The 18315-nt window shown below is 62.0% G+C and carries 20 protein-coding genes; 10 read left to right on the forward strand and 10 right to left on the reverse strand.

Features of this window, described 5'->3' with window-relative positions; translation table 11 throughout:
• Positions 1 to 33: 33 nt before the first annotated feature.
• Positions 34 to 822 carry an IclR family transcriptional regulator gene (locus tag ABWU19_RS01935; RefSeq protein WP_435900084.1) on the reverse strand — a complete coding sequence of 263 codons (789 nt, stop codon included), beginning with the start codon at positions 820 to 822 and terminating at the stop codon, positions 34 to 36.
• A gap of 14 nt (positions 823 to 836) precedes the next feature.
• Complete coding sequence (locus tag ABWU19_RS01940) at positions 837 to 1505, reverse strand: GntR family transcriptional regulator (RefSeq protein ID WP_435900085.1); 669 nt, start codon at positions 1503 to 1505, stop codon at positions 837 to 839.
• 142 nt (positions 1506 to 1647) lie between these two features.
• Here ABWU19_RS01940 and ABWU19_RS01945 point away from each other — a divergent pair, with 142 nt between their 5' ends.
• The 6 genes from ABWU19_RS01945 (at position 1648) to ABWU19_RS01970 (ending at position 8671) form a co-directional block, all read left to right on the forward strand.
• A complete protein-coding gene (locus ABWU19_RS01945) occupies positions 1648 to 2601 on the forward strand; it encodes a tripartite tricarboxylate transporter substrate binding protein (RefSeq protein WP_435900086.1) in 954 nt (317 codons plus the stop codon).
• Positions 2602 to 2699: 98 nt separating this feature from the next.
• A complete protein-coding gene (locus ABWU19_RS01950) occupies positions 2700 to 3143 on the forward strand; it encodes a tripartite tricarboxylate transporter TctB family protein (protein WP_435900087.1) in 444 nt (147 codons plus the stop codon).
• Positions 3140 to 4618 (forward strand): tripartite tricarboxylate transporter permease, encoded by a 1479-nt coding sequence (locus tag ABWU19_RS01955; protein WP_435900088.1) that lies wholly within the window; start codon positions 3140 to 3142, stop codon positions 4616 to 4618. The genes ABWU19_RS01950 and ABWU19_RS01955 overlap by 4 nt, the downstream gene beginning before the upstream one ends.
• The gene (locus ABWU19_RS01960; protein ID WP_435900089.1) at positions 4618 to 5583 is read left to right on the forward strand and encodes a zinc-dependent alcohol dehydrogenase; all 966 of its coding nucleotides are present in this window, start codon (positions 4618 to 4620) and stop codon (positions 5581 to 5583) included. The genes ABWU19_RS01955 and ABWU19_RS01960 overlap by 1 nt, the downstream gene beginning before the upstream one ends.
• 2 nt (positions 5584 to 5585) lie before the next feature.
• Positions 5586 to 7445, forward strand: coding sequence for a bifunctional sugar phosphate isomerase/epimerase/4-hydroxyphenylpyruvate dioxygenase family protein (locus tag ABWU19_RS01965; RefSeq protein ID WP_435900090.1), 1860 nt, complete (start codon positions 5586 to 5588; stop codon positions 7443 to 7445).
• Positions 7446 to 7675: 230 nt separating this feature from the next.
• Positions 7676 to 8671, forward strand: coding sequence for a LysM peptidoglycan-binding domain-containing M23 family metallopeptidase (locus ABWU19_RS01970; RefSeq protein WP_435900091.1), 996 nt, complete (start codon positions 7676 to 7678; stop codon positions 8669 to 8671).
• Positions 8672 to 8679: 8 nt separating this feature from the next.
• Here the strand turns inward: ABWU19_RS01970 and ABWU19_RS01975 are convergent, their stop codons facing one another.
• Entirely contained in the window at positions 8680 to 9231 is a 552-nt protein-coding gene (locus tag ABWU19_RS01975; protein ID WP_435900092.1) for a 5-formyltetrahydrofolate cyclo-ligase, read from the reverse strand.
• A 157-nt stretch (positions 9232 to 9388) separates the two neighbouring features.
• Here ABWU19_RS01975 and ABWU19_RS01980 point away from each other — a divergent pair, with 157 nt between their 5' ends.
• Positions 9389 to 9637, forward strand: a complete 249-nt coding sequence (locus ABWU19_RS01980; RefSeq protein WP_435900093.1) for an FmdB family zinc ribbon protein — start codon at positions 9389 to 9391, stop codon at positions 9635 to 9637.
• Positions 9638 to 9760: 123 nt separating this feature from the next.
• On the forward strand, positions 9761 to 10723 hold the full coding sequence (locus tag ABWU19_RS01985) for a prohibitin family protein (protein WP_435900094.1): 963 nt from the start codon (positions 9761 to 9763) through the stop codon (positions 10721 to 10723).
• On the opposite strand, the gene ABWU19_RS01990 is transcribed toward ABWU19_RS01985, so the two are convergent.
• From ABWU19_RS01990 to ABWU19_RS02010, 5 genes are all read right to left on the reverse strand, one after another.
• On the reverse strand, positions 10720 to 11241 hold the full coding sequence (locus ABWU19_RS01990; protein ID WP_435900095.1) for a DUF192 domain-containing protein: 522 nt from the start codon (positions 11239 to 11241) through the stop codon (positions 10720 to 10722). The two genes, ABWU19_RS01985 and ABWU19_RS01990, sit on opposite strands and share 4 nt — an antisense overlap.
• On the reverse strand, positions 11238 to 11999 hold the full coding sequence (locus ABWU19_RS01995) for a glutaminyl-peptide cyclotransferase (RefSeq protein ID WP_435900096.1): 762 nt from the start codon (positions 11997 to 11999) through the stop codon (positions 11238 to 11240). Before ABWU19_RS01995 ends, ABWU19_RS01990 begins: the two co-directional genes overlap by 4 nt.
• Positions 12000 to 12044: 45 nt before the next feature.
• The gene (gene tmk, locus ABWU19_RS02000) at positions 12045 to 12671 is read right to left on the reverse strand and encodes a dTMP kinase (RefSeq protein ID WP_435900097.1); all 627 of its coding nucleotides are present in this window, start codon (positions 12669 to 12671) and stop codon (positions 12045 to 12047) included.
• The gene (locus ABWU19_RS02005) at positions 12668 to 13420 is read right to left on the reverse strand and encodes a Nif3-like dinuclear metal center hexameric protein (RefSeq protein ID WP_435900098.1); all 753 of its coding nucleotides are present in this window, start codon (positions 13418 to 13420) and stop codon (positions 12668 to 12670) included. The genes tmk and ABWU19_RS02005 overlap by 4 nt, the downstream gene beginning before the upstream one ends.
• 109 nt (positions 13421 to 13529) lie before the next feature.
• Positions 13530 to 14975: a UDP-N-acetylmuramoyl-L-alanyl-D-glutamate--2,6-diaminopimelate ligase gene (locus ABWU19_RS02010; protein WP_435900099.1), complete on the reverse strand. Its 1446-nt coding sequence runs from the start codon at positions 14973 to 14975 to the stop codon at positions 13530 to 13532.
• A gap of 171 nt (positions 14976 to 15146) precedes the next feature.
• Between ABWU19_RS02010 and ABWU19_RS02015 the strand changes: the two genes are divergently transcribed.
• Both ABWU19_RS02015 and ABWU19_RS02020 read left to right on the forward strand, forming a co-directional pair.
• Positions 15147 to 15545 carry a hypothetical protein gene (locus ABWU19_RS02015; protein ID WP_435900100.1) on the forward strand — a complete coding sequence of 133 codons (399 nt, stop codon included), beginning with the start codon at positions 15147 to 15149 and terminating at the stop codon, positions 15543 to 15545.
• A 298-nt stretch (positions 15546 to 15843) separates the two neighbouring features.
• A complete protein-coding gene (locus ABWU19_RS02020) occupies positions 15844 to 16734 on the forward strand; it encodes a histone deacetylase family protein (RefSeq protein ID WP_435900101.1) in 891 nt (296 codons plus the stop codon).
• A gap of 210 nt (positions 16735 to 16944) precedes the next feature.
• Here the strand turns inward: ABWU19_RS02020 and ABWU19_RS02025 are convergent, their stop codons facing one another.
• Both ABWU19_RS02025 and ABWU19_RS02030 read right to left on the reverse strand, forming a co-directional pair.
• Entirely contained in the window at positions 16945 to 17526 is a 582-nt protein-coding gene (locus ABWU19_RS02025; protein WP_435900102.1) for a phospholipase A2, read from the reverse strand.
• Positions 17527 to 17868: 342 nt separating this feature from the next.
• Positions 17869 to 18123 (reverse strand): hypothetical protein, encoded by a 255-nt coding sequence (locus ABWU19_RS02030; RefSeq protein WP_027877011.1) that lies wholly within the window; start codon positions 18121 to 18123, stop codon positions 17869 to 17871.
• Positions 18124 to 18315: the final 192 nt, after the last annotated feature.

The raw sequence follows: 18315 nt of genomic DNA on the forward strand, positions 1-18315 counted from the left end.
TTGGTAAGGGGCTCAATGATTATGAAGAGTGCTCTAGCTTCTAACCAGCCGCTCCTGGCCCTGCACCAGGTGCCATCTGGGAAATGGCTGGCTGGGATCGTAGCCGATAGCCAAGGATACGTCCTGGGCAGAGCGCACCACGGCGTCCCGCAACGCCCACTTACGGCGGTGAAAATCTTCAGTAGCAACCCGCAGCCCCAGCGCTGCAATCACCTCGGCATTGTGGTTGCGAATCGGGGCAGCCACTGCACAAAAGCCTTTTTCCTGTTCCTCAATCTCATAGGCGTAGCCCTGGGCACGCACCCGCAGGATCTCTGAGCGCAGTTCCTCGGGGGCGGTAATGGTGCAGGGGGTTCGGGCTTGTAGGGGGAGCTCGAGCAGCCCTTCCAGGGCCTTGTCGGGTTTTCCAGCCAGCATCACCTTGCCCAAAGCACTGCAGTGCACCCCCCACCCAGCCGCTAGCGGGAAACCCATCGGGGCGGGGTTCTGCTCCAGGCAAATCAGGGCTCCCCCATCATAGGCGGCTAGCTGTACCACCGCACCAGTACAGGCATGCAGGCGCACCATCTCGCGGTGCGCCACATCCCGCCAGGGGGTGTTGACCAGAAGGGTCTGGGCCAGGCTCAGCAGGCGAAATCCTAGCTTGTAGCGGCCCGTACTCATCCGGTGCAACAGGCCAATCTGGGCCAGCGACGAAAGCAGTTCGTGGGCAGTGGTGCGCGAAATACCCAGCGCTTTGGCCGCCTCGCTCACCCCCCACTCGGGGCTCTCCTGGGTAAAAAGCCCCAGGACCCTGCCCACGCGCGCTACGGTTCCTAACAAACCCCACCTCCTACTCAACTCGCCGAGGCGCTGATCAGCAGGGACTTAATCCGGGTAATGTGCAGCTCAATCAGTTCCAGGGCCTCGGCTTTAGCCCCTTCGATTAGAAGCTCTACCAGGCGCTGATGCTCCGCAATGCTCTGCTCGCGCCGGGTCGGGTGTTTCTGATAAACGCGGTGGGCCACCCGGTAAAGCATGTCCTGCTGGCGCTCGAGGGCCTGGGTGATCTGGCGGTTGCCCAGTGTGCTGGCCAGTTGCCGGTGAAAGGCCATGTCGGCATAGACCAGGGTTTCCGAGATGGTTTTGGGGTTCTGAGCCAGGGTCTGCTGCTGGCGGATGTGTTCATGCAGGACTTTGGCCTGGCTGCGGCTCAGGCTGCCCGCCAGGCGCTTGACCACGTAGCCCTCCAGCGCCAGGCGAAAGTCGATGTGCTCCAACACCTCCTCAAAGCTCAAGGCCAGTACCACAATGCCCTGTTGGGGCGAGACCCGCACGAAGCCTTCGTTCTCCAAACGGGCAATAGCCAGGCGAACCGGGGTCTTGCTCATACCGAGTTGCTGGGCCAGGCCTCGCTCCGATAGAAAGCTATTGGGCGGCAGCTCCTCGTTGAGGATGAGGCGTTTGATGTGCAAGTACGCCTGCTCTCGCAAGGGTAGCTCGTCCACATCGCCAGGCTGGATCATGGGGGTAGTCTAGCAAGCCCTCAACTAAAACTCAACTGAGATGCCAGTTGAATCTTTCTACAATCTGTGTTAGATTATCCGCCGTCTCCAAAAGACACTGCTATACGTCGATGGTAGAGAAGGCTTGGAGGGAGGAGTCTACATGAAGAAGGTCTTTGGCGTGCTGGCTATTGTGGCCGTCCTGGCAGTCACCTTGGTAGCGCTGGGGCAACGGTACCCCATTCGTCCCATCACCATGATCGTGCCCTGGTCGCCGGGGGGCAGCACCGACCTGACCGCGCGTGCGCTGGCCCCGGTGTTGAGCAACATCCTGGGCCAGCCGGTACAGGTGGTCAACCGCACCGGAGGTGGGGGTGCCATCGGGCACGGGGCCATTGCCCAGGGCGACCCCAACGGCTACACCATCGGGATTATTACTCTGGAGGTGGTGCTGCCAGCCTGGGTCAATCAGACCAAAATCGATGCCAGCGCCTTTACCCCCATCGCGCTCCTGGTGCTGAACCCAGTGGCCATCGTGGTGCGCAAGGATGCCCCCTGGCGAACCGCCCAGGAGTTTATCGCGGACATCCGGGCCAACCCCGGCAAGTACAAAGCCTCCGGAACCGCTCGAGCGGGCTCCTACGACTATGCCCGGCTGGGCTTTTTGAAAAAGCTGGGCCTTAAGGATTCAGCGCTGCCCTGGGTGCCCGCCCAGGGGGCCGCGGCTGCGCTGCAGGAGCTGATCTCGGGCGGAATCAATGTGGCTTTCGTCTCCATCGGGGAGGGCAGTGCCCTGGTGAAAGCGGGCGAAGCCCGTTACCTGGCCTTCATGACCGACCGCCGCTTCCCCGCGTTCCCGGAGGTGCCTACCCTGAAGGAGCTGGGCGTTGACTGGACGTTCGCCTCGTTCCTGATGGCCGCCGCCCCCAAACACACCCTGCCCTCGGTGGCCCGCCAGCTCGACGCGGCATTTGCCAAAGCCGTACAGGATCCCGAGTTTGTCCGGTTCATGAACAACGCCAACCTGGTCATCAACCATCTTAATTTCGACCAGACCAAGGCTTTCCTGGCCGAACGTACCCGGGCCATGGCCGACCTGGCCGATGAGCTAAGGTAGTCTCCCAGCGGCAACCTTACCAACAAACGGCTGAACTGGGCAGACACACGGTCTGCCCAGTTGGCTGAAAGAAGCCTATCTCAGCAAAGGAACACGCGATGGTGAACCCTGCCCGTCCCTTCGAGATGGTTGTTTGTTTGCTTGCGCTGGCCCTGGGGCTTGCAGCCTGGTTTCCGAGCAATGCCTTTCCGCGCACCGCCGAGGGCTACTTGGGGCCTGCGCTGTTTCCCAAGCTGCTGGCGGTGGTTCTGGTGCTAGCCAGCCTAACCCTGCTGTACCGCAACCTGCGTCAGGCCGGGCTTGGGCCCTCCTTTGCACTGCTGGCCTGGCCCAATCTGCTGCGCATCGGCGGCATTCTGCTGGCCTTACTGCTGGCCCCCTGGGCTTTAGGAAAACTAGGCCTGCTGGGCTCGGCTGGGCTACTGGTACTGCTGTCGTGCTTGCTGCTGGGTGCGCGCTGGCTCGAGGCCCTGCTCACTGCGCTTTTCATGGTGGGCTTCGTTTATCTGGTCTTTGTGCAGATGCTCAAGGTGCCCCTATGAGCTTTTTCAGCCCGGAGTCCTTCATCGCCATGATGCTGGGGGCTTTGTATGGAGCCCTGTTTGGCTCGCTGCCAGGACTTACCGCCACCCTAGCCATCAGCCTGTTCATCCCCATTGCCCTTTTTCTAGAGCCTGCGGTGGCTTTTTCAGCCATCATTGGCATCACCGCCACGGCCATCTTCGCCGGGGATATTGGTGCAACCGCCATGCGCATTCCCGGCACCCCGGCCTCGGCAGCCTATACCAACGAAATCCACCAGATCGGGCGGGAGCGCTCACCCGGCTATGCGCTGGGCATCTCGGCCCTCAGTTCGGCCCTGGGCAGCCTGGTGGGGGTGGTAATCCTGATTGGCGGCTCGCTGGGGTTGGCCCAGTTTGCCAAGCAGTTTTCCTCCTTCGAGTACTTCTGGCTGGTGCTTCTGGGCATCATCAGCGGCGTTTTCGCCTCTCCCTCCATGCCCAGGGGCCTGATCGCCTTTGGGGTGGGCATGCTGATTGCGACCATCGGCTACGACCCGGCCCTGGGCACCCCCCGCTTCCACTTTGGCAACCCCAACCTGCTGGGAGGGCTTTCCTTCATTGTGGCCTTGATCGCTTTTTTTGGTGTGGCCGAGGTGCTGAACAACATCTACGGCTACCAGAAAACCCCTCGAGAAGCCCCCAAACCCAACCCGAACCGCTCGGTGTTTGGGGAGTATTTTGGCGCGGGCGGGCGGCTGGTCTGGAAGGAACGCCGGCTGCTGTTGCGCTCGAGCTTGCTGGGCACGTTTATCGGCTTTCTACCAGGAGCCGGCTCCGATCTGGCCGCCTGGATCAGCAGCAACTTCACCCGGCTGCGCGGGGGCAGCAAGGAGCAGGTCACCCTGAGCGGGGCCTCCTCCAACAATGCTGCCGTGGCGGGCACCTGGATTCCGGCCCTTTCGCTGGGGATCCCCGGCGACACCCTGACGGCCATTGTTCTGGGGCTGTTTCTGACTATGGGGATCACCCCCGGCCCCGACCTGTTCGCCAAGAACCTAGGCCTGGTGGTACAGCTATACCTGGCCTTCATCCTGGCCAGCTTGCTGATGATGCCGCTGGTGGGGTATCTGGGGGCGGCCATGATCAGTACCCTGCTGCGGATTCCTTTGCGGCTGCTGCTGGGCGCGGTGATGGGGCTGTGCCTGGTGGGCACTTATGCCATCAACCGTAATCCCTTCGACCTGTACTTGTTGGTGGGGCTGGGTCTGCTGGGTCTGCTGATGCAACGCGGCGGCTTCCCGGTAGGGCAGCTCATTTTGGGAATGGTGCTGGGCCCGCTGCTCGAGCAGTACCTGATGGTCAGCCTGATCAAAACCCAGTGGGATCTGACCGCCTTCTTGAGCCGCCCGGTGGCGGTGGCGCTAGCTATCTGCAACCTGCTGCTCATCGGCGGCATGCTCTGGCTGCGCTGGCGGCAAAGCCGTTTACAACAGCGTTTAGACGAGGTGGCCTGATGCATGCAGTGGTATTGGAAGACTTCGGACGGCTGGAACACCGCACCCTCGAGGTACCCCAGGGCGCAGGGGTTCTAATCGAGGTGGCTGCCTGCGGCATCTGTGGCAGCGACCTGAGCGTGTACAAGGGCGCCCCAGCCATGCGCGCGCGCTGGCAACCCCCGCTGGTACTGGGACACGAGATTGCCGGTACGGTGCTCGAGGGCCCCCCTGAGTGGCTGGGACAGCCCGTGGCGGTCAACCCGCTGGTGCCGTGCAACCAATGCGACCCCTGCCGGGCCGGCCTGAGCAACCTCTGCCACAACCGCAGCAACATCGGCTTTCACTACCGGGGTGGGTTTGCCGAGCAGATTCGCGTGCCCCAGGCCCAGCTTTACCGCCTGCCCAGGGGGGTTCCTTTATGGAAAGGGGCCCTGGCCGAGCCCCTGGCGGTGGCCCTGCGCGCGGTGGAGCTGGCCGGGGGGGTGCTGGGCCGACGGGTTCTGGTGCTGGGCGGCGGCGCCATTGGCACCCTGGCGGCCTGGCTTTTATACCGGGCTGGAGCCCAGGCTACGGTCAGTGAGCTAAACCCCTTGCGTCGGGCCTGGCTACAGGAGCTGGGCTTTATCGAGGAGGTACTGCCCGCACCCACCGCCACCTACGACTGCGTAATCGAGACGGTGGGGGCCCAGGCCACCCTGGCCCAGGCAGTCCATGCCGTGCAGCCGGGCGGGATGGTGGTGCTGGTGGGGCTGGCCGACCTCGAGGCCTCCCTGCCGCTGCAGCGCACCGTACTGCAGGAGGTTGGCCTGCGGGGCTCGTATGTGTTCACCCATGCCGACTTTGCCCGCGCCACCGAGATGCTGGCCCAGCTGCCCGATGCCGTAGCCATTCAGCGACCCATCTCGATGGCTCAGGCCAGCTTCGAGGAGCTATTAGCAGGCCAGCTGCCAGTAGCCAAGGTAGTGCTGCTACACGGGAGATAGCCATGCGTAGATCGATTGCCACCGTATGCTTAAGCGGCGATCTGAAGGGGAAGCTCGAGGCCATCGCGGCAGCAGGCTTCGAGGGCTTTGAGCTCTTTGAAAACGATCTGCTCAGCTTCGAAGGCACGGCCAGGGAGGTTCGTCAGATGGCCCAGGACCTGGGGCTCTCCATCGTAACCCTGCAACCCTTCCGCGATTTCGAAGGCCTGCCCGAACCCCAGCGCAGCCGGGCCCTGCTGCGGGCCGAACGCAAGATGGACGTCATGGAGCAGCTGGGCGCCGATCTATTTTTTGTCTGCTCGAGCACCTCACCCCACAGTTCGGGGAGTCTCGAGCGCATCGCCGAAGACCTCTATGAGCTGGGCCAGCGGGCCCAGCAGCGGGGCTTCCGGGTGGGCTACGAGGCCCTGGCCTGGTCGAAACACATCCACGACTACCGCGACGCCTGGGAGGTGGTGCGCCGGGCCAACCACCCCGCAGTGGGCATTATTCTAGACACCTTTCACATCCTTGCCAGAAACCTTGATCTCTCGGCCATCGCCAAAATTCCCAAAGAGAAAATCTTTCTGGTACAGGTGGCCGACGCCCCTTTGCTGGAGATGGGGGTGCTGCCCTGGAGCCGACACTTTCGCAGCTTTCCCGGACAGGGGCAGTTGCCTCTGGCTCGCTTTATGCAGGTACTGGGCGAAACCCGTTACGATGGCTGGCTTTCGCTCGAGGTCTTCAACGACCAGTTCCGCACCACCCCCCCCAAAGAAACCGCCCTCGACGGATACCGCTCACTGGTTTACCTGCAGGAAAACCCCCTGAACAAGCTGCCCATCCAGACCGGCGGCGTGGCCTTTGTGGAGTTTGCCGTCAGCGAGGAAATGGCCCCTACCCTGGGTCGGTTCTTCCAGGCCCTGGGCTTCCAGCAGACCGGACAGCATCGCTCCAAGGAGGTCGGCCTGTGGCAGCAGGGGCAGATCAACCTGATCCTGAATGCCGAGCCTGGCAGCTTCGCCCAGGCCTACAACCAGGTGCACGGCACCTCGGTCTGTGCGGTGGCTGTTCTGGTCGACGAGCTTGACCAGGTCTTGCAGCGGGCACAAACCTATAAAGCCCCTATCTTCTACAGCCCCACCGGTCCCGGCGAGCACCAGATCCCTGCCCTGCGCGGACTGGACGGAAGCCTGTTGTACCTGGTTGAGGCCCACCAGAACCTGCGGGATTTCTGGGCGGTGGATTTCGAGCTGGCCGAAAACGCACCCCCGGCCGCTTGTGGCTTGCAGCGCATTGACCACCTGGCCCAGGTGATGCCGGCGGCTCAGGTGCACTCCTGGGTGCTGTTTTATCGCACCATTTTAGGTCTACAAACCTCCAACCTGCTGGAGATTCCCGACCCCGGCGGCCTGATTCAGAGCCAGGTAGCCGAAAGCCCCGACAAGTCGCTGCGGCTGGTGCTTAACGCTTCCCAGGCAGGGGGCACCCTGGCCTCGCGCTTCCTGAACGAGTATTACGGGGGTGGGGTGCAGCACATCGCTTTTTCTACCTCGGACATCTTCGCAACCCTCGAGCAGCTCCAGCAAAACGGGCTGCGCCTTCTGCCTATCCCGCAAAATTATTACGACGACCTCGAGGCCCGCTATGGTTTAGAACCCGCTTTACTCAAGCGCTTGCAGGCCCTCAATATCCTCTACGACCAAAGCCCCGAGGGTGAGTTTTTCCATGCCTACACCCAAACCTTCGACGATCTGTTTTTCATAGAAATTGTCGAACGCCGTGGCTATGACGGCTACGGCGCTGTCAACGCTCCGATTCGCATCGCTGCCCAGACCCGACTGATCAAGACCTCCTTAAAATCACTGCTCAACAAAGCTTGAGTGTAAATCCTGGAGGTTTTGACCTGCCCTATCGTGGTCTTCGCTATTTTTCCGCTGCACGAAGAGGGGTTTTCCCAGCGGCAAAAAATACGCCCGAAACAGTCTTCTTCTTGATTGGGAGTCTACTATTCTCTCTGAAGTGGAATCGGTTCGGGTTTGCTGGGGAAAAGCGGAAAATGCCTGAGGTGTGGCTTACCCCCAGTTCACCCCCCAACCGTTAGACTGACCCCATGCGTTACGGCATTTTCACCTTCGTAACCCTATGTTCCCTGGCTTTTGCCCAGGCCACCCATATCGTTCAGCCCGGCGAGACGCTCTACCGGATTGCCCGGCAGTACAACACCACCGTGGAAGCCTTGCAGGTGCTCAACCACATCAGCGACCCCACCCAGCTGCGGGTGGGGCAGGTGCTGCGGGTAAGCGGACAGCCCAACACCGCCCTCAACCGGCGCACCCAGGCCCCGGCCCCCATCAAGGCCCTCGAGTGGCCCCGTCAGACTGTGCAGGGCTACCTGGCGGTGATCCGCATTACAGCCCCCGAGCCGGTGCAGGGTGAGGTGCGATTTCTGAACAACACCTACCCCATCCAGCAAAACCGCGTTCTCTTGCCCGTACCGGCCCTGCAAGCCCCTGGGGTCTACCCCGCCCTGCTGCGGGTGGGCCAGGATGTGGTTCGGCTCGAGGTTCGGGTGGTGGCCGGAAGCTTTGGGCGCTTTGTGCTGCAACTGCCCCCCGACCGCCGGGCTCTATTGGTACCCGAGCGGCTGCGGGCCGAGCGCCTACAGGTGGTGGGCTCCTGCGACTTCAACCGGCCCCAGCAGTGGCGCGGCCCCTTCCGCAAGCCCATCCAGACCAACCGCATCACCGACCCCTTCGGCACCCGCCGCAGTTACGACCAGGGGCGCACCTACTCCTACCACGAGGGGCTCGACTACGGCGTGCCCGAGGGCACCCCGGTCTATGCCCCGGCCCCCGGGGTGGTGGGCCTGGCCGAGACGCTTTTTGTGCGGGGGGGCGCGGTTACGCTCGACCACGGGCTGGGGGTCTGCAGCGGCTACTGGCACCTTTCGCGCATTGTGGTGAAGCCAGGCCAGATCGTGCGGGCCGGCGACCTGCTGGGCTACTCGGGCAACACCGGGCTTTCCAACGGGCCGCACCTGCATTTTGAAATCCGGGTGCGCGGCATCCCCACCAACCCTGCCCCCTGGTTCTTGAGCGTTCCGTAATACCCGCTTCACGGAGATGCTACTGGGCCCACCGGACGAACCCCCTGCTCGGTCGCCAGAAACTGCACCGGCAGGTCCCAGGGGTCGTGGGGTAGCTCCGGCACAAGCAGCGCCTCGGCCACCAGACCCACCGTCAGGGTGCGGGGGGGTAGCCTGGCTAAAAAGCGGTCGTAGAAGCCCTGCCCATACCCCAGCCGGTGGCCCCACGGGTCGAAGGCCAGCCCCGGCACCAACACCGCATCCAGGAGGTCGGGCTCCACCCGGGGTGTCTCGGCGGCAGGCTCCCAGAAACCGTATTTGTGTTTGACCAGCTTGCAGGGCAGGGGGTGTACCTCCAGCTGGTAGGCTCTCGCCCTGGGCAGATAGTAGGTGGCCGGGTAAAGGCCTTGTAGCCCGGCGGGGTCGAGCTCGGAGCCAAAAGCACTATAGAGCAAAATGTGCCCGGCCCGATGTTCCTGCAAAAAGCGCGCCAGGTGCCGGTTGAGCTCTTGCGAAAGCGCCCCAAACGGAAGGTTTTTGCGCACTTCCTTTGCCCAGCGCCGGAGTTCAGCCTTGTTCATAGCAGTCAGTATTTCACCAAAAGCGGGCCTGCCCGCCAACGAAAAGTTATTGGGGCCATAACCAAACGCTGGTTGACAGTCGCAGGTGTTGTCTGTCAAAATCCTACCGGTGAGGGAGGTGACCCCTCGAGACAAATTTGTCCCACAGGAGTCAGCTATGCCCAGATACGTTTACCAGAACCTCGAGACCGGCGAACAATACGAGTTTGAGCAGGGTTTTCACGACCCCGCCTACACCCACCACCCTGAAACCGGCGCACCCATCAAGCGCCTCATCTTTGCCCCGGCAGTGGTGTTTAAGGGCTCGGGCTGGTATGTCAAGGATTCCAAGGCCTCGACCGCTTCTTCCTCGTCTAATGCCGGCTCGAGCTGTGCCACGGGTGCTTGCAGCACGGCAGCAGATTGAAACAACTCCAAAGCCAGCATAAAGCCACAGGCGCTCCAGAAGGCTTGTGGCTTCTTTCCTCTTTCATAACAGGCGTTCAATGCACCATACTGAATGGCGTGTGGTGAAAGAGGTGAGGTGTGTATGTTTTTACTCATAGGCGTTGTAGTAGCTATCCTGGGAATCGTTTTGCTGGCTCAACCGGGTGGTCGGCGCGCCCTGGGGGTGCCGCTCCTGGTCGCTGGTCTGGCCATTGCAGCCATATCTCAAAGCTTTGTGGTGGTTCCGGCGGGCCACGTGGGGGTGGTGTTCAACGTGTTTGGCGGGGTGCAGTCTTCTCCCCTGGGTGAAGGTTTTCGCATTGTGATACCCGGCATTCAAAGCGTAATTCTCTACGACGCCCGCTTAAAGGAGGTAACCCTGGCTAAGGGGCCAGCCCCAGCCGGTGCCAGCAGCCCCGGCGAGGACGCCATCAATGCGCGGAGTAAGGAAGGGCTGGAAATCGGGGTAGACATCACGGTGCAGTACCGCATCAAGCGCGACGAGGCCCCGCAGCTTCACCGTAACCTGGGGCCAGGCTACCTGGATACCCTGATCGTGCCGCAGATCCGCAGCAAGGTGCGCGACGCAGTGGGCCTGTTCAACGCCGCCGAGCTGATCAGCACCCAAAGAACCCAGCTCGAGGCCGCCGTAACCAAAGAGCTGCGGGAAGACCTGGGCGCCCAGCATATCGAGCTCATCTCGGTGCTGTTGCGCCGAATTGATATCCCGCCTTCGGTGGCCAAGGTCATCGAGGAGAAGCAGACCGCCGAACAGCAGGTACAGGTTGAGATTAACCGCCGCCAGCAGGCCGAAATTGCTGCCCAGCGGGTCGTGGTACAGGCCAAGGGCGAGCGCGATGCCGCCATTTTGCGGGCCGAAGGCGAGGCCCAGGCCATCCGCCTGCGGGGTGAAGCCCTGCGGCAAAGCCCACAGGTCATCCAGCTTACGGTGGCCGAAAAACTGGCCCCCAACATCAACACCATCATGGTGCCCACCACCGGCAACTTCCTGCTGGACTTGCGCAGCCTGCAAAACCTCAGCCAACCAGCCCAGCCTGCGCGCTAGGGGACAGCCTCGAGCGGCCTTACGCGTACTATAGCGCCAGACCCAATCCGGTTCTGAGCAAACCAGCCCTGTTTTACCTCGAGCACCTGCCTGTAAACCACCCCCGGCACATAGCTAGGGCAGCCTCGGCCCTGGGAAGGCACGGGGCAAGGCTCAATGTCCAGGATGGTCAGGACTTTACCCCGGCTATCCAGAAAAGCCACCGAGACTGGCGTACTAAGGCCCAGCCCCGTCCAGTCACCATCGCGGGCCTGCACAAAGCTATACAGAATGCCCCGGTCGGTCTGCGGACTTTGCCGAGGCAAGGCAACCCCCCTGGGGTTGATCAGCCTGTACACCGGCAGCTCCAGGGTTCCGCCAGGGCTGGTGATGCGCGCCACTGCTTTGGGTGTGAGCGGCATGCCCTTTGGCGGGCGGTTCAGGATTTGACCGGCCAAAAAGTAGCCCGTTGTGGATAGCGCCACCGCCAGGGCCAAAAGCCCCAGGCCGTAGCCTCGCACACGCCCCAAGCGGCTCATGGGTTCGACACCACTTCAATCTCGAACAAAAAGGGCCATAGTTTGCCAGTTACAAAAATACGCTGGTTCTGGCTGTCATAGGCAATGCCATTGAGCACCGCGTCGGGGTGGGGGTTGCGGGCCTGGGCCAGCAGGGAAAGCCCGGTCAGGTCGAGCCAGGCTTCCACGCTACCGCTCTGCGGGTTAATGATGGCGATGCGGTTGGTCATCCAGACGTTGGCCCAGATGCGGCCCTGGATGTACTCGAGCTCGTTGAGGCGGGTTACCGGCTGCCCCCCTGCCCGCACCGTGAGGGTGCGCTCGGGCCGCAGGGTACGCGGATTCAGGAAAAAAAGCTGGGCCGAGCCATCCGACATAATCAGGCGCTGCCCGTCGTGGGTGAGGCCCCAGCCCTCGGTCTGGTAGGTAAAACGCCCTACGGGGTTAAAGTTCAGGTCGTAGATAAAACCTTCCTGGTTTTGCCAGGTAAGCTGGTACAGGCGGTTTTGAAACAGGGTAATGCCCTCGCCAAAATACTTCTGCGGCAACACCCGGCTTTGCAGCACCCGCCCGCTCTTGAGTTCAACTTTGCGCAGGCTGGACTGGCCATAAAGGCCGGTGCCCTCGTACAAAAAACCCTGGTGGTAGATGAGCCCCTGGGTAAAGGCCTGGGGGTCGTGGGGGTAGGTGTTGACAATGCGGAAACCCCAGACCGGAATCTGGGGCTGGGCCTGGGCCATCCCCAGCAGGGCCAGGAGGGTGAAGAACGCTCGAGCCACGTCTTTTACCTTACCGCAAGCCCATAAAGATGAATGAGACCGGGGTCAAGGATTATCTGGTCCCGCCCCGGCCAGCAGGTTTTGTAGATGGCCCTTTAGCTCTTCGAACAGGGCCTCGAGAGGCTGGGTGGCGTCCAGCACCACAAAGCGCTGGGGTTCGGCCCGGGCCAGCTCGAGGTAGCCCCGTCGCACCCGCCGGTGAAACTCCAAAGGTTCGCGCTCGAGGCGGTCACGTCCTTCGAACCGTCGCAAACCCACCTCGGGGGGCAAGTCGAACAAAAAGGTCTTGTGGGGCTTTATGCCCTGGGTCGCGCCCGAGGCCACCGCCCGCAGCCAGCCCAAGTCCAGGCCGCGCCCATAGCCCTGGTAGGCCAGCGAGGAGTCCAGCCAGCGGTCGCACAGCACCACCCTACCCCTCTCCAGAGCGGGTCGAATGAGGGTCTGCATGTGCTCGGCACGGTCGGCAGAGTAGAGCAGGTACTCGGCCTCGTAGCACATGTGCTCCTGGTGGAGCAGCAGCTCACGGATGTCCTGTCCCAGCCGGGTGCCACCTGGCTCACGGGTGAGCACCACCTCGTGGCCCTTTTCCCTCAGCCACTCCGCCAGCAGCCGGGCCTGGGTGGACTTACCCGCCCCCTCCGGGCCTTCAAAGGTGATAAACAAGCCTTTCATAGGCCGGTCGGATGCTCGAGGAAAACCCACGAAAGGCCAAACTCCTCCTCCAGCCGGGCCGCCAGGGCCTTTACCCCGAAGGTCTCGCTGTCGTAGTGGCCCGCATAAATCACGTTGATACCCAGCTCGAAGGGCTCGTGGTAGTGGGCGTGCGAGGGTTCTCCGGTGATGTAGAGGTCGCAGCCCAGGGCTTTGGCCAACCCCACATCGCCCGCCCCGCCACCCGAGACGATGCCCACCCGGCGCACCTCGTCCAGCCCAGCCCGAACCACCAGGGGCTGCATGCCGGTCAGTTCGCCGATGCGCTCTTCCACCAGGGCCAGGGGCTGTGGCTCGGCAAAGTGTCCCACCCAGCCGATGTTGCCGTACTTCGGGTGGGGAAATGGCTCCAGGGCCTGTAGCCCCAGCTCGCGGGCCAGGACGGCGTTGTTGCCCACTTCGGGATGGGCGTCGAGCGGGAGGTGGGCCGTGTAAAGGCTAATGCCCGCCGAGAAAAGCCGCTCCAGTCGCCTTTTCTGGTAGCCCACAAGGGCAAAGGGCTGCCCCCAAAAGAGCCCGTGGTGGGTAATCAGAAAATCCACCCCGGCCTCGGCGGCCTTATCGAAGGTGGCCTGGGCAGCGTCTACCGCGGCCCCCACGGTGCGAACCTCGGCCTTACCCTCGACCTGCAGGCCATTGAGGGAGGGGTCTTTGAACTCGCCTATTTTCAGATACGCATCCAGCCAGCGAACCAGGTCATCGCGCCGCATGGCTTTAGTCTAACGGGTGGTCTTTTACCGGGCATACCCGCGCAGGCTTTCGGGATGCTCATGGGCCAGGGGTTCAGATGTCTTTCTGGGGAATACCCGGCAAATAGCGTCAGGTGGCCTTTTGCTCCTGCAGGGCCCGCTCTACTTCTTCCACCTCGTTCCAGGGGATGGCCTCCAGGCCCCGCTCGAGCGTGCGCTCGTGGCCTTTGCCGCTAAAGAGCAAGGTATCACCCGGCTGGGCTTCCCGCACTGCATAGCGGATGGCCTCGCGCCGGTCGGGTATCAGGGCAAAGCGGTGGGGGTCGCCGTGGGCCTGGGCCATGGTCTCTAAAATGGCCTCCAGCGACTCGGTGCGGTGATCTTCCTCGGTGAAGACAGCAAAATCGGCCAGCTGAGCCGCCACCTGGCCGATGCCCACACGCCGGCTGGGGTCCTGGTTTCCGGCAGCCCCAATCACCACCAGCAGGCGGCCCTGGGTGGTGGGGCGCAGGGTTTTGAGGGCCACCTCGAGGCTGGCCCCGGTGTGGGCAAAGTCCACAATCACCCGAAAAGGCTCGCTCTGCACAAGCTGCATCCGGCCCGGTACGCCGGGGAAGCCGGCCAGGCCCGCCTGGATCTGCTCTACCGAGAGGCCCATCCGGGCCGCAGCCGCCATCGCGGCCAGGGCGTTGTCGGCATTAAAGCCCCCCACCATCGGCACCCGCACAGCAAAAGTTCCAATGGGTGAGGCCACCTCGAAGTGCAGGCCATCGCTTCTTTGCACCAGGTGGTGGGCCCGCCAGTCGCCCTCTGCGCCATACGTCCAGGTATCGGGGCGTCCCGCCAGCGGCTGCGTCCAGGGGTTATCGCTGTTGACGATGGCGAACCTCGAGCGCTCCAGCAGCTTCTTTTTCTCGGCAAAGTAGTTTTCCATGCTGCCGTGCAGGTCGAGGTGGTCTTCGTAAAGGTTGGTGAAGATGCCCACCGCATACTGAAGCCCCCGCACCCGCTCCAGCGCCAGGGCGTGGCTGCTCACCTCCAGCACGGCCCGCTTACAGCCTGCCGCCACAAAGCGGTGCAGCATCTCCTGTACCTGCGGCGCTTCGGGGGTGGTGAAATGACCGGGCAGGAAAAGCTCTTCGTCGCCAATTTTGATGCCCACCGTGGAAAGCCGCCCCACCGGTGGATGGGCCACTTGCAGCAGGTGGTGCAGCAAGACCGTAACGGTGGTTTTGCCCTTGGAGCCGGTGACCCCCAGCAGCTCCAGCTTTTGCGCCGGGTACCCCCAAAACGCCGCCGACAAATCGGCCAGGGCAGCCCGCGAATCCGCGACCTGCAGGTAGGGTACATTCAGGCGCAAGGCCCGCATCCCCACCACCGCCACCGCCCCGTTCTGGATGGCCTGGGGAATGTAGTCGTGCCCGTCGAACGGCTTGCGGCTAGGCAGGGGCACGCCGGGAACGGCCACGAACACAAAACCAGGCTGCACCAGGCGCGAGTCGTGGGTTATACCCAGAACCTCCTGGGCGGGGGCGCTCTGACCGAATAGTGCAAACAGCTCTTTGAGGGTAGGCATCCAGGCAGCTCCCGCCTATGTTTTACCGGAAGTCGCCCCCATAAGCTACCCTGGGGGATTTTGCCTTCGCGTTATGGGAACATTCCGCAAATCTACATAGAGGTAGCCCCTGGCCGCTTTTATACCCATGCTGTTGGTTTACTCATCTGGGGTTGCTAGATTGAAGTCGACATGCGTGCTCTGGTTTTGTTTCTTCCACTGCTCCTCTCGGCCTGTGTGGTGGGTGTCAGGCCCGAACCCGCTGTGCGGCCCGCCCCCGCGCCCCAGACCTCCAGTTTCGTGCTCAACGCCCGGCTGGGCCTGCCGCCCTACCCCGGCAGTGTGGCCCTCAAGCACGAGCAAAAGGGAGGCTCGAGCGAGGCCGAGTTCGAGACCCGCGACACCCTGGACCAGGTCTACGCTTTCTTCCACAACTGGCTGGTGAACCGGGGCTGGGTGCGCACACGCCTGGAGTACAAAGGCCCTGCAATCAAGGTCGAGGCTGTTTATCAGCGGGGTGCCGAACGCTTCAAGCTCGAGCTTGACCAGCAGGGCCGGAGCGGACGCTACAAGCTCGAGATCGATTTTTGAGCGGTTCGGGCAAGCTCGAGGGAAAACTCGGCACCTGAAGCCGCGGTAAGCCGTGGCTACAGGCGGGGTCAGAAAAAAATGGATCCCCCCAGGACGGGGGGTAAATATACCTGGGCAAAATGCAGGGGGGAATTTGGTGCCAGGTCAGGTGCTTGGCCCTGAGGGGTTCCAATGGGAACCTTATGAGCAGGGGTGACTCAGGGCCAAGCAACAGTAGCCTAGCAACAGGTTGTGCAAAAGATATTGAAGCCTGTTCAAACCACATAACGCCGAAAAAGTCTGTGGCATCCTGAAAGCAATGTACTGCGCCTACTCTACCTCCCACTGTGTGCTCGAGCTGCCCGAATACCACCCGTTCCCAAAATACAAGTACGCCGGGGTGGCCGAGGCCCTGCAAAGTCACCTCGAGGTTCGGCCAGCCCCAGCCATCAGCTGGGAGACCCTGGCCCTGGCCCACAGCCAGGACTACCTGCAAAAGCTTCGCCTGGAAGGGCTAAGCCGCCAGGAGTCGCACAAGGTCGGGCTGCCCTGGAGCCAGAGCCTGCTAACGCGGGCCCTGCACGCGGCTGGGGGCACCCTGGCCGCTACCCTGGATGCCCTGCAAACCGGGCTGGGCTTCAACCTGGCTGGAGGAACCCACCACGCCTATCCGGATCGGGCCGAGGGCTACTGCCTGTTCAACGATGTGGCGGTGGCCCTGGCCCACCTGCGGGCCCAGGGCTGGCAGGGCAAGGCTTTAATCGTAGACCTGGACGCCCATCAGGGCAATGGCACAGCGGCCTTTTTTCGCGGCGACCCCACAGTGTATACCCTTTCGTTGCACGCCGAGCGCAACTACCCGCTCAAAAAAGAGCAAAGCGACCTGGACGTGGGCCTGGATGACGCGACGGGCGATGCGACCTACCTCGAGGCCCTGGAGCCTGCGCTGGAACGGGCTTTTAGCCACCAGCCCGACCTGGTCTTCTTCAACGCGGGGGTGGATGTGCTGCAAAATGACCGCTTTGGCCGCCTGGGGCTTAGCCTGCAGGGGCTGGCCGAACGCGACCGGCGCGTTCTGGAAAAAACCCAGCAGGCCAATCTGCCTTTGGTCATCGTGATGGGCGGTGGCTACAACCGCGACCCCCAGACAACCATCGCAGGCCATGCCCAAACCTACCGGCTGGCGCTCGAGGTTCTAGGAAGGCGCTAGACCACTTCGCTTAAACTGCCCCTATGCAACCACCCCACAACATCCTCTCTATTCAAAGCCGGGTCGTCTACGGCCATGCTGGCAATGCCGCCGCCTGGTCAGCGTTTCCCTACCGAGAAGGTGGTCTGAGTGCCTCAAAAGCGTGCCTTTGACCGCATCCGGGTATCTGGCCTTTAACCGGGCTCCAGGGTTTGCCAAGTTAGTGTCAGCCTAATCGTAGAAGTAGGCCCAGCCCGCTACCCGCACGGCGCTGTAATAAGCATAGGCAGCCGAGTAGCAGGCCGCACGGCTCAGAAAGCTCTTGGGGCGGCAGATGCTGTTCATGTTGACCAGAAAGTTGTCGTCGGCCAGACCGCGTCCGGTTTCGTTGTAAAGGGTGGGAAAGCGGGGAAAGTTGGCATAGCCAAAGTCGTGCACATCGCATGCGGGCCGGAAGGTCTCACGGTAGCCCAGGCCCAAACCCTCTGGGGCCGAGCAGCCATTGCGGCTCCAGTCAAACTGCGGGTAGATGGTTCGCGCAGCGTAGTAACCATCGTAGTTGGCTATGCTACCCAAGGCAATTGCCTGTACTAGTTGTAGGTCGCCAGCGCTCAGGCTTTCTACTGCCTGGCGAGCAGCGCGCAGGCTTTCGAGCGAGGCCTCATAGGCTCTAATGGCCTCAGGCTCAACTCCTAGCTGACGCATGTCCTGCAAGATTTCTTGTTCGGTAGAGGTCTGCACCTGTGTGGTCTGGCCGCACCCAGCCAACACCAGCAGCAACACCAGCCACCCAAATTGCCTTAACGTCTGCATAAACGACCTCCTGAGCTGAGCATATTGAACACCAAGACCGGCTGTATGTCCACAAGGCAAGGCTTCCTCAAACACAGCAGCCATCAAGTCGTGCTTGGGAGCAGCATACGCCCAAATTAGCTGGGGCTTTCAGCTTTCGCTATTGACAAGGGGGGCGATGCCCAAGTGATGACCTGGACAACCATTTGAACCAGCGAGCACCGGACGATGCTCTTTTCGCCAAACGGAGTGAGGGGCTTGCACCAGGCTCCACAGCGATGCACCATCATTGAAGTGTGCCTGCGCGAAGCCGACATTCCCGCCTCCAGTTCAAACTGCTTTATAACCCGCTCGCAGGGTGGTTCAGGAACGCCCCGAAAAACTTTCCAGCAACTCGGCTAGCCGGTTTCGGTTAAGGTAGTGTTGTTCTGCACTCTGCTTGAGCAGCAGCAAATCCAGCTTGTTGTTGAGCCCCGCGTCTATCAGGGGCTGCAGGAAACGGCGATCCCCCACGCTGGCACACACGGCCTCGGCAAGTTCGCGCGTTTGCCGCAACACCTTCCGGGCGCGGGCATCCCCCATCGCAGCCATCTGGGTAACGGTTTCAGCCAGGCTCATGGTCTTGCTAATTTAGCCCCTGGTGATAAAAAGTGAATTAACGCCAGAGCAAAATACTGGACGGCATGGGCGTAGCCAGTCCCTTGTATTCAGAGCGCTCTTCACAGTTGAGCTGCTTATAACTTTATTGCTTTGTCCTGTACAGCACAGTTGACTCCCAGATGGGAGGCCCCGTCTGTGAAGAGTGCGATA

The organism is Meiothermus cerbereus (assembly GCF_051297115.1).
In the GTDB taxonomy this organism is placed as follows: domain Bacteria; phylum Deinococcota; class Deinococci; order Deinococcales; family Thermaceae; genus Meiothermus; species Meiothermus cerbereus_A.

Bases quoted from the DNA above. Each gene is read 5' to 3' on its own strand.
- ABWU19_RS01940 (WP_435900085.1), bottom strand. From the start codon at position 1,505: ATGATCCAGCCTGGCGATGTGGACGAGCTACCCTTGCGAGAGCAGGCG.
- ABWU19_RS01945 (WP_435900086.1), top strand. From the start codon at position 1,648: ATGAAGAAGGTCTTTGGCGTGCTGGCTATTGTGGCCGTCCTGGCAGTC.
- ABWU19_RS01950 (WP_435900087.1), top strand. From the start codon at position 2,700: ATGGTGAACCCTGCCCGTCCCTTCGAGATGGTTGTTTGTTTGCTTGCG.
- ABWU19_RS01955 (WP_435900088.1), top strand. From the start codon at position 3,140: ATGAGCTTTTTCAGCCCGGAGTCCTTCATCGCCATGATGCTGGGGGCT.
- ABWU19_RS01960 (WP_435900089.1), top strand. From the start codon at position 4,618: ATGCATGCAGTGGTATTGGAAGACTTCGGACGGCTGGAACACCGCACC.
- ABWU19_RS01965 (WP_435900090.1), top strand. From the start codon at position 5,586: ATGCGTAGATCGATTGCCACCGTATGCTTAAGCGGCGATCTGAAGGGG.
- ABWU19_RS01970 (WP_435900091.1), top strand. From the start codon at position 7,676: ATGCGTTACGGCATTTTCACCTTCGTAACCCTATGTTCCCTGGCTTTT.
- ABWU19_RS01975 (WP_435900092.1), bottom strand. From the start codon at position 9,231: ATGAACAAGGCTGAACTCCGGCGCTGGGCAAAGGAAGTGCGCAAAAAC.
- ABWU19_RS01980 (WP_435900093.1), top strand. From the start codon at position 9,389: ATGCCCAGATACGTTTACCAGAACCTCGAGACCGGCGAACAATACGAG.
- ABWU19_RS01985 (WP_435900094.1), top strand. From the start codon at position 9,761: ATGTTTTTACTCATAGGCGTTGTAGTAGCTATCCTGGGAATCGTTTTG.
- ABWU19_RS01990 (WP_435900095.1), bottom strand. From the start codon at position 11,241: ATGAGCCGCTTGGGGCGTGTGCGAGGCTACGGCCTGGGGCTTTTGGCC.
- tmk (WP_435900097.1), bottom strand. From the start codon at position 12,671: ATGAAAGGCTTGTTTATCACCTTTGAAGGCCCGGAGGGGGCGGGTAAG.
- ABWU19_RS02005 (WP_435900098.1), bottom strand. From the start codon at position 13,420: ATGCGGCGCGATGACCTGGTTCGCTGGCTGGATGCGTATCTGAAAATA.
- ABWU19_RS02010 (WP_435900099.1), bottom strand. From the start codon at position 14,975: ATGCCTACCCTCAAAGAGCTGTTTGCACTATTCGGTCAGAGCGCCCCC.
- ABWU19_RS02015 (WP_435900100.1), top strand. From the start codon at position 15,147: ATGCGTGCTCTGGTTTTGTTTCTTCCACTGCTCCTCTCGGCCTGTGTG.
- ABWU19_RS02020 (WP_435900101.1), top strand. From the start codon at position 15,844: ATGTACTGCGCCTACTCTACCTCCCACTGTGTGCTCGAGCTGCCCGAA.
- ABWU19_RS02025 (WP_435900102.1), bottom strand. From the start codon at position 17,526: ATGCAGACGTTAAGGCAATTTGGGTGGCTGGTGTTGCTGCTGGTGTTG.
- ABWU19_RS02030 (WP_027877011.1), bottom strand. From the start codon at position 18,123: ATGAGCCTGGCTGAAACCGTTACCCAGATGGCTGCGATGGGGGATGCC.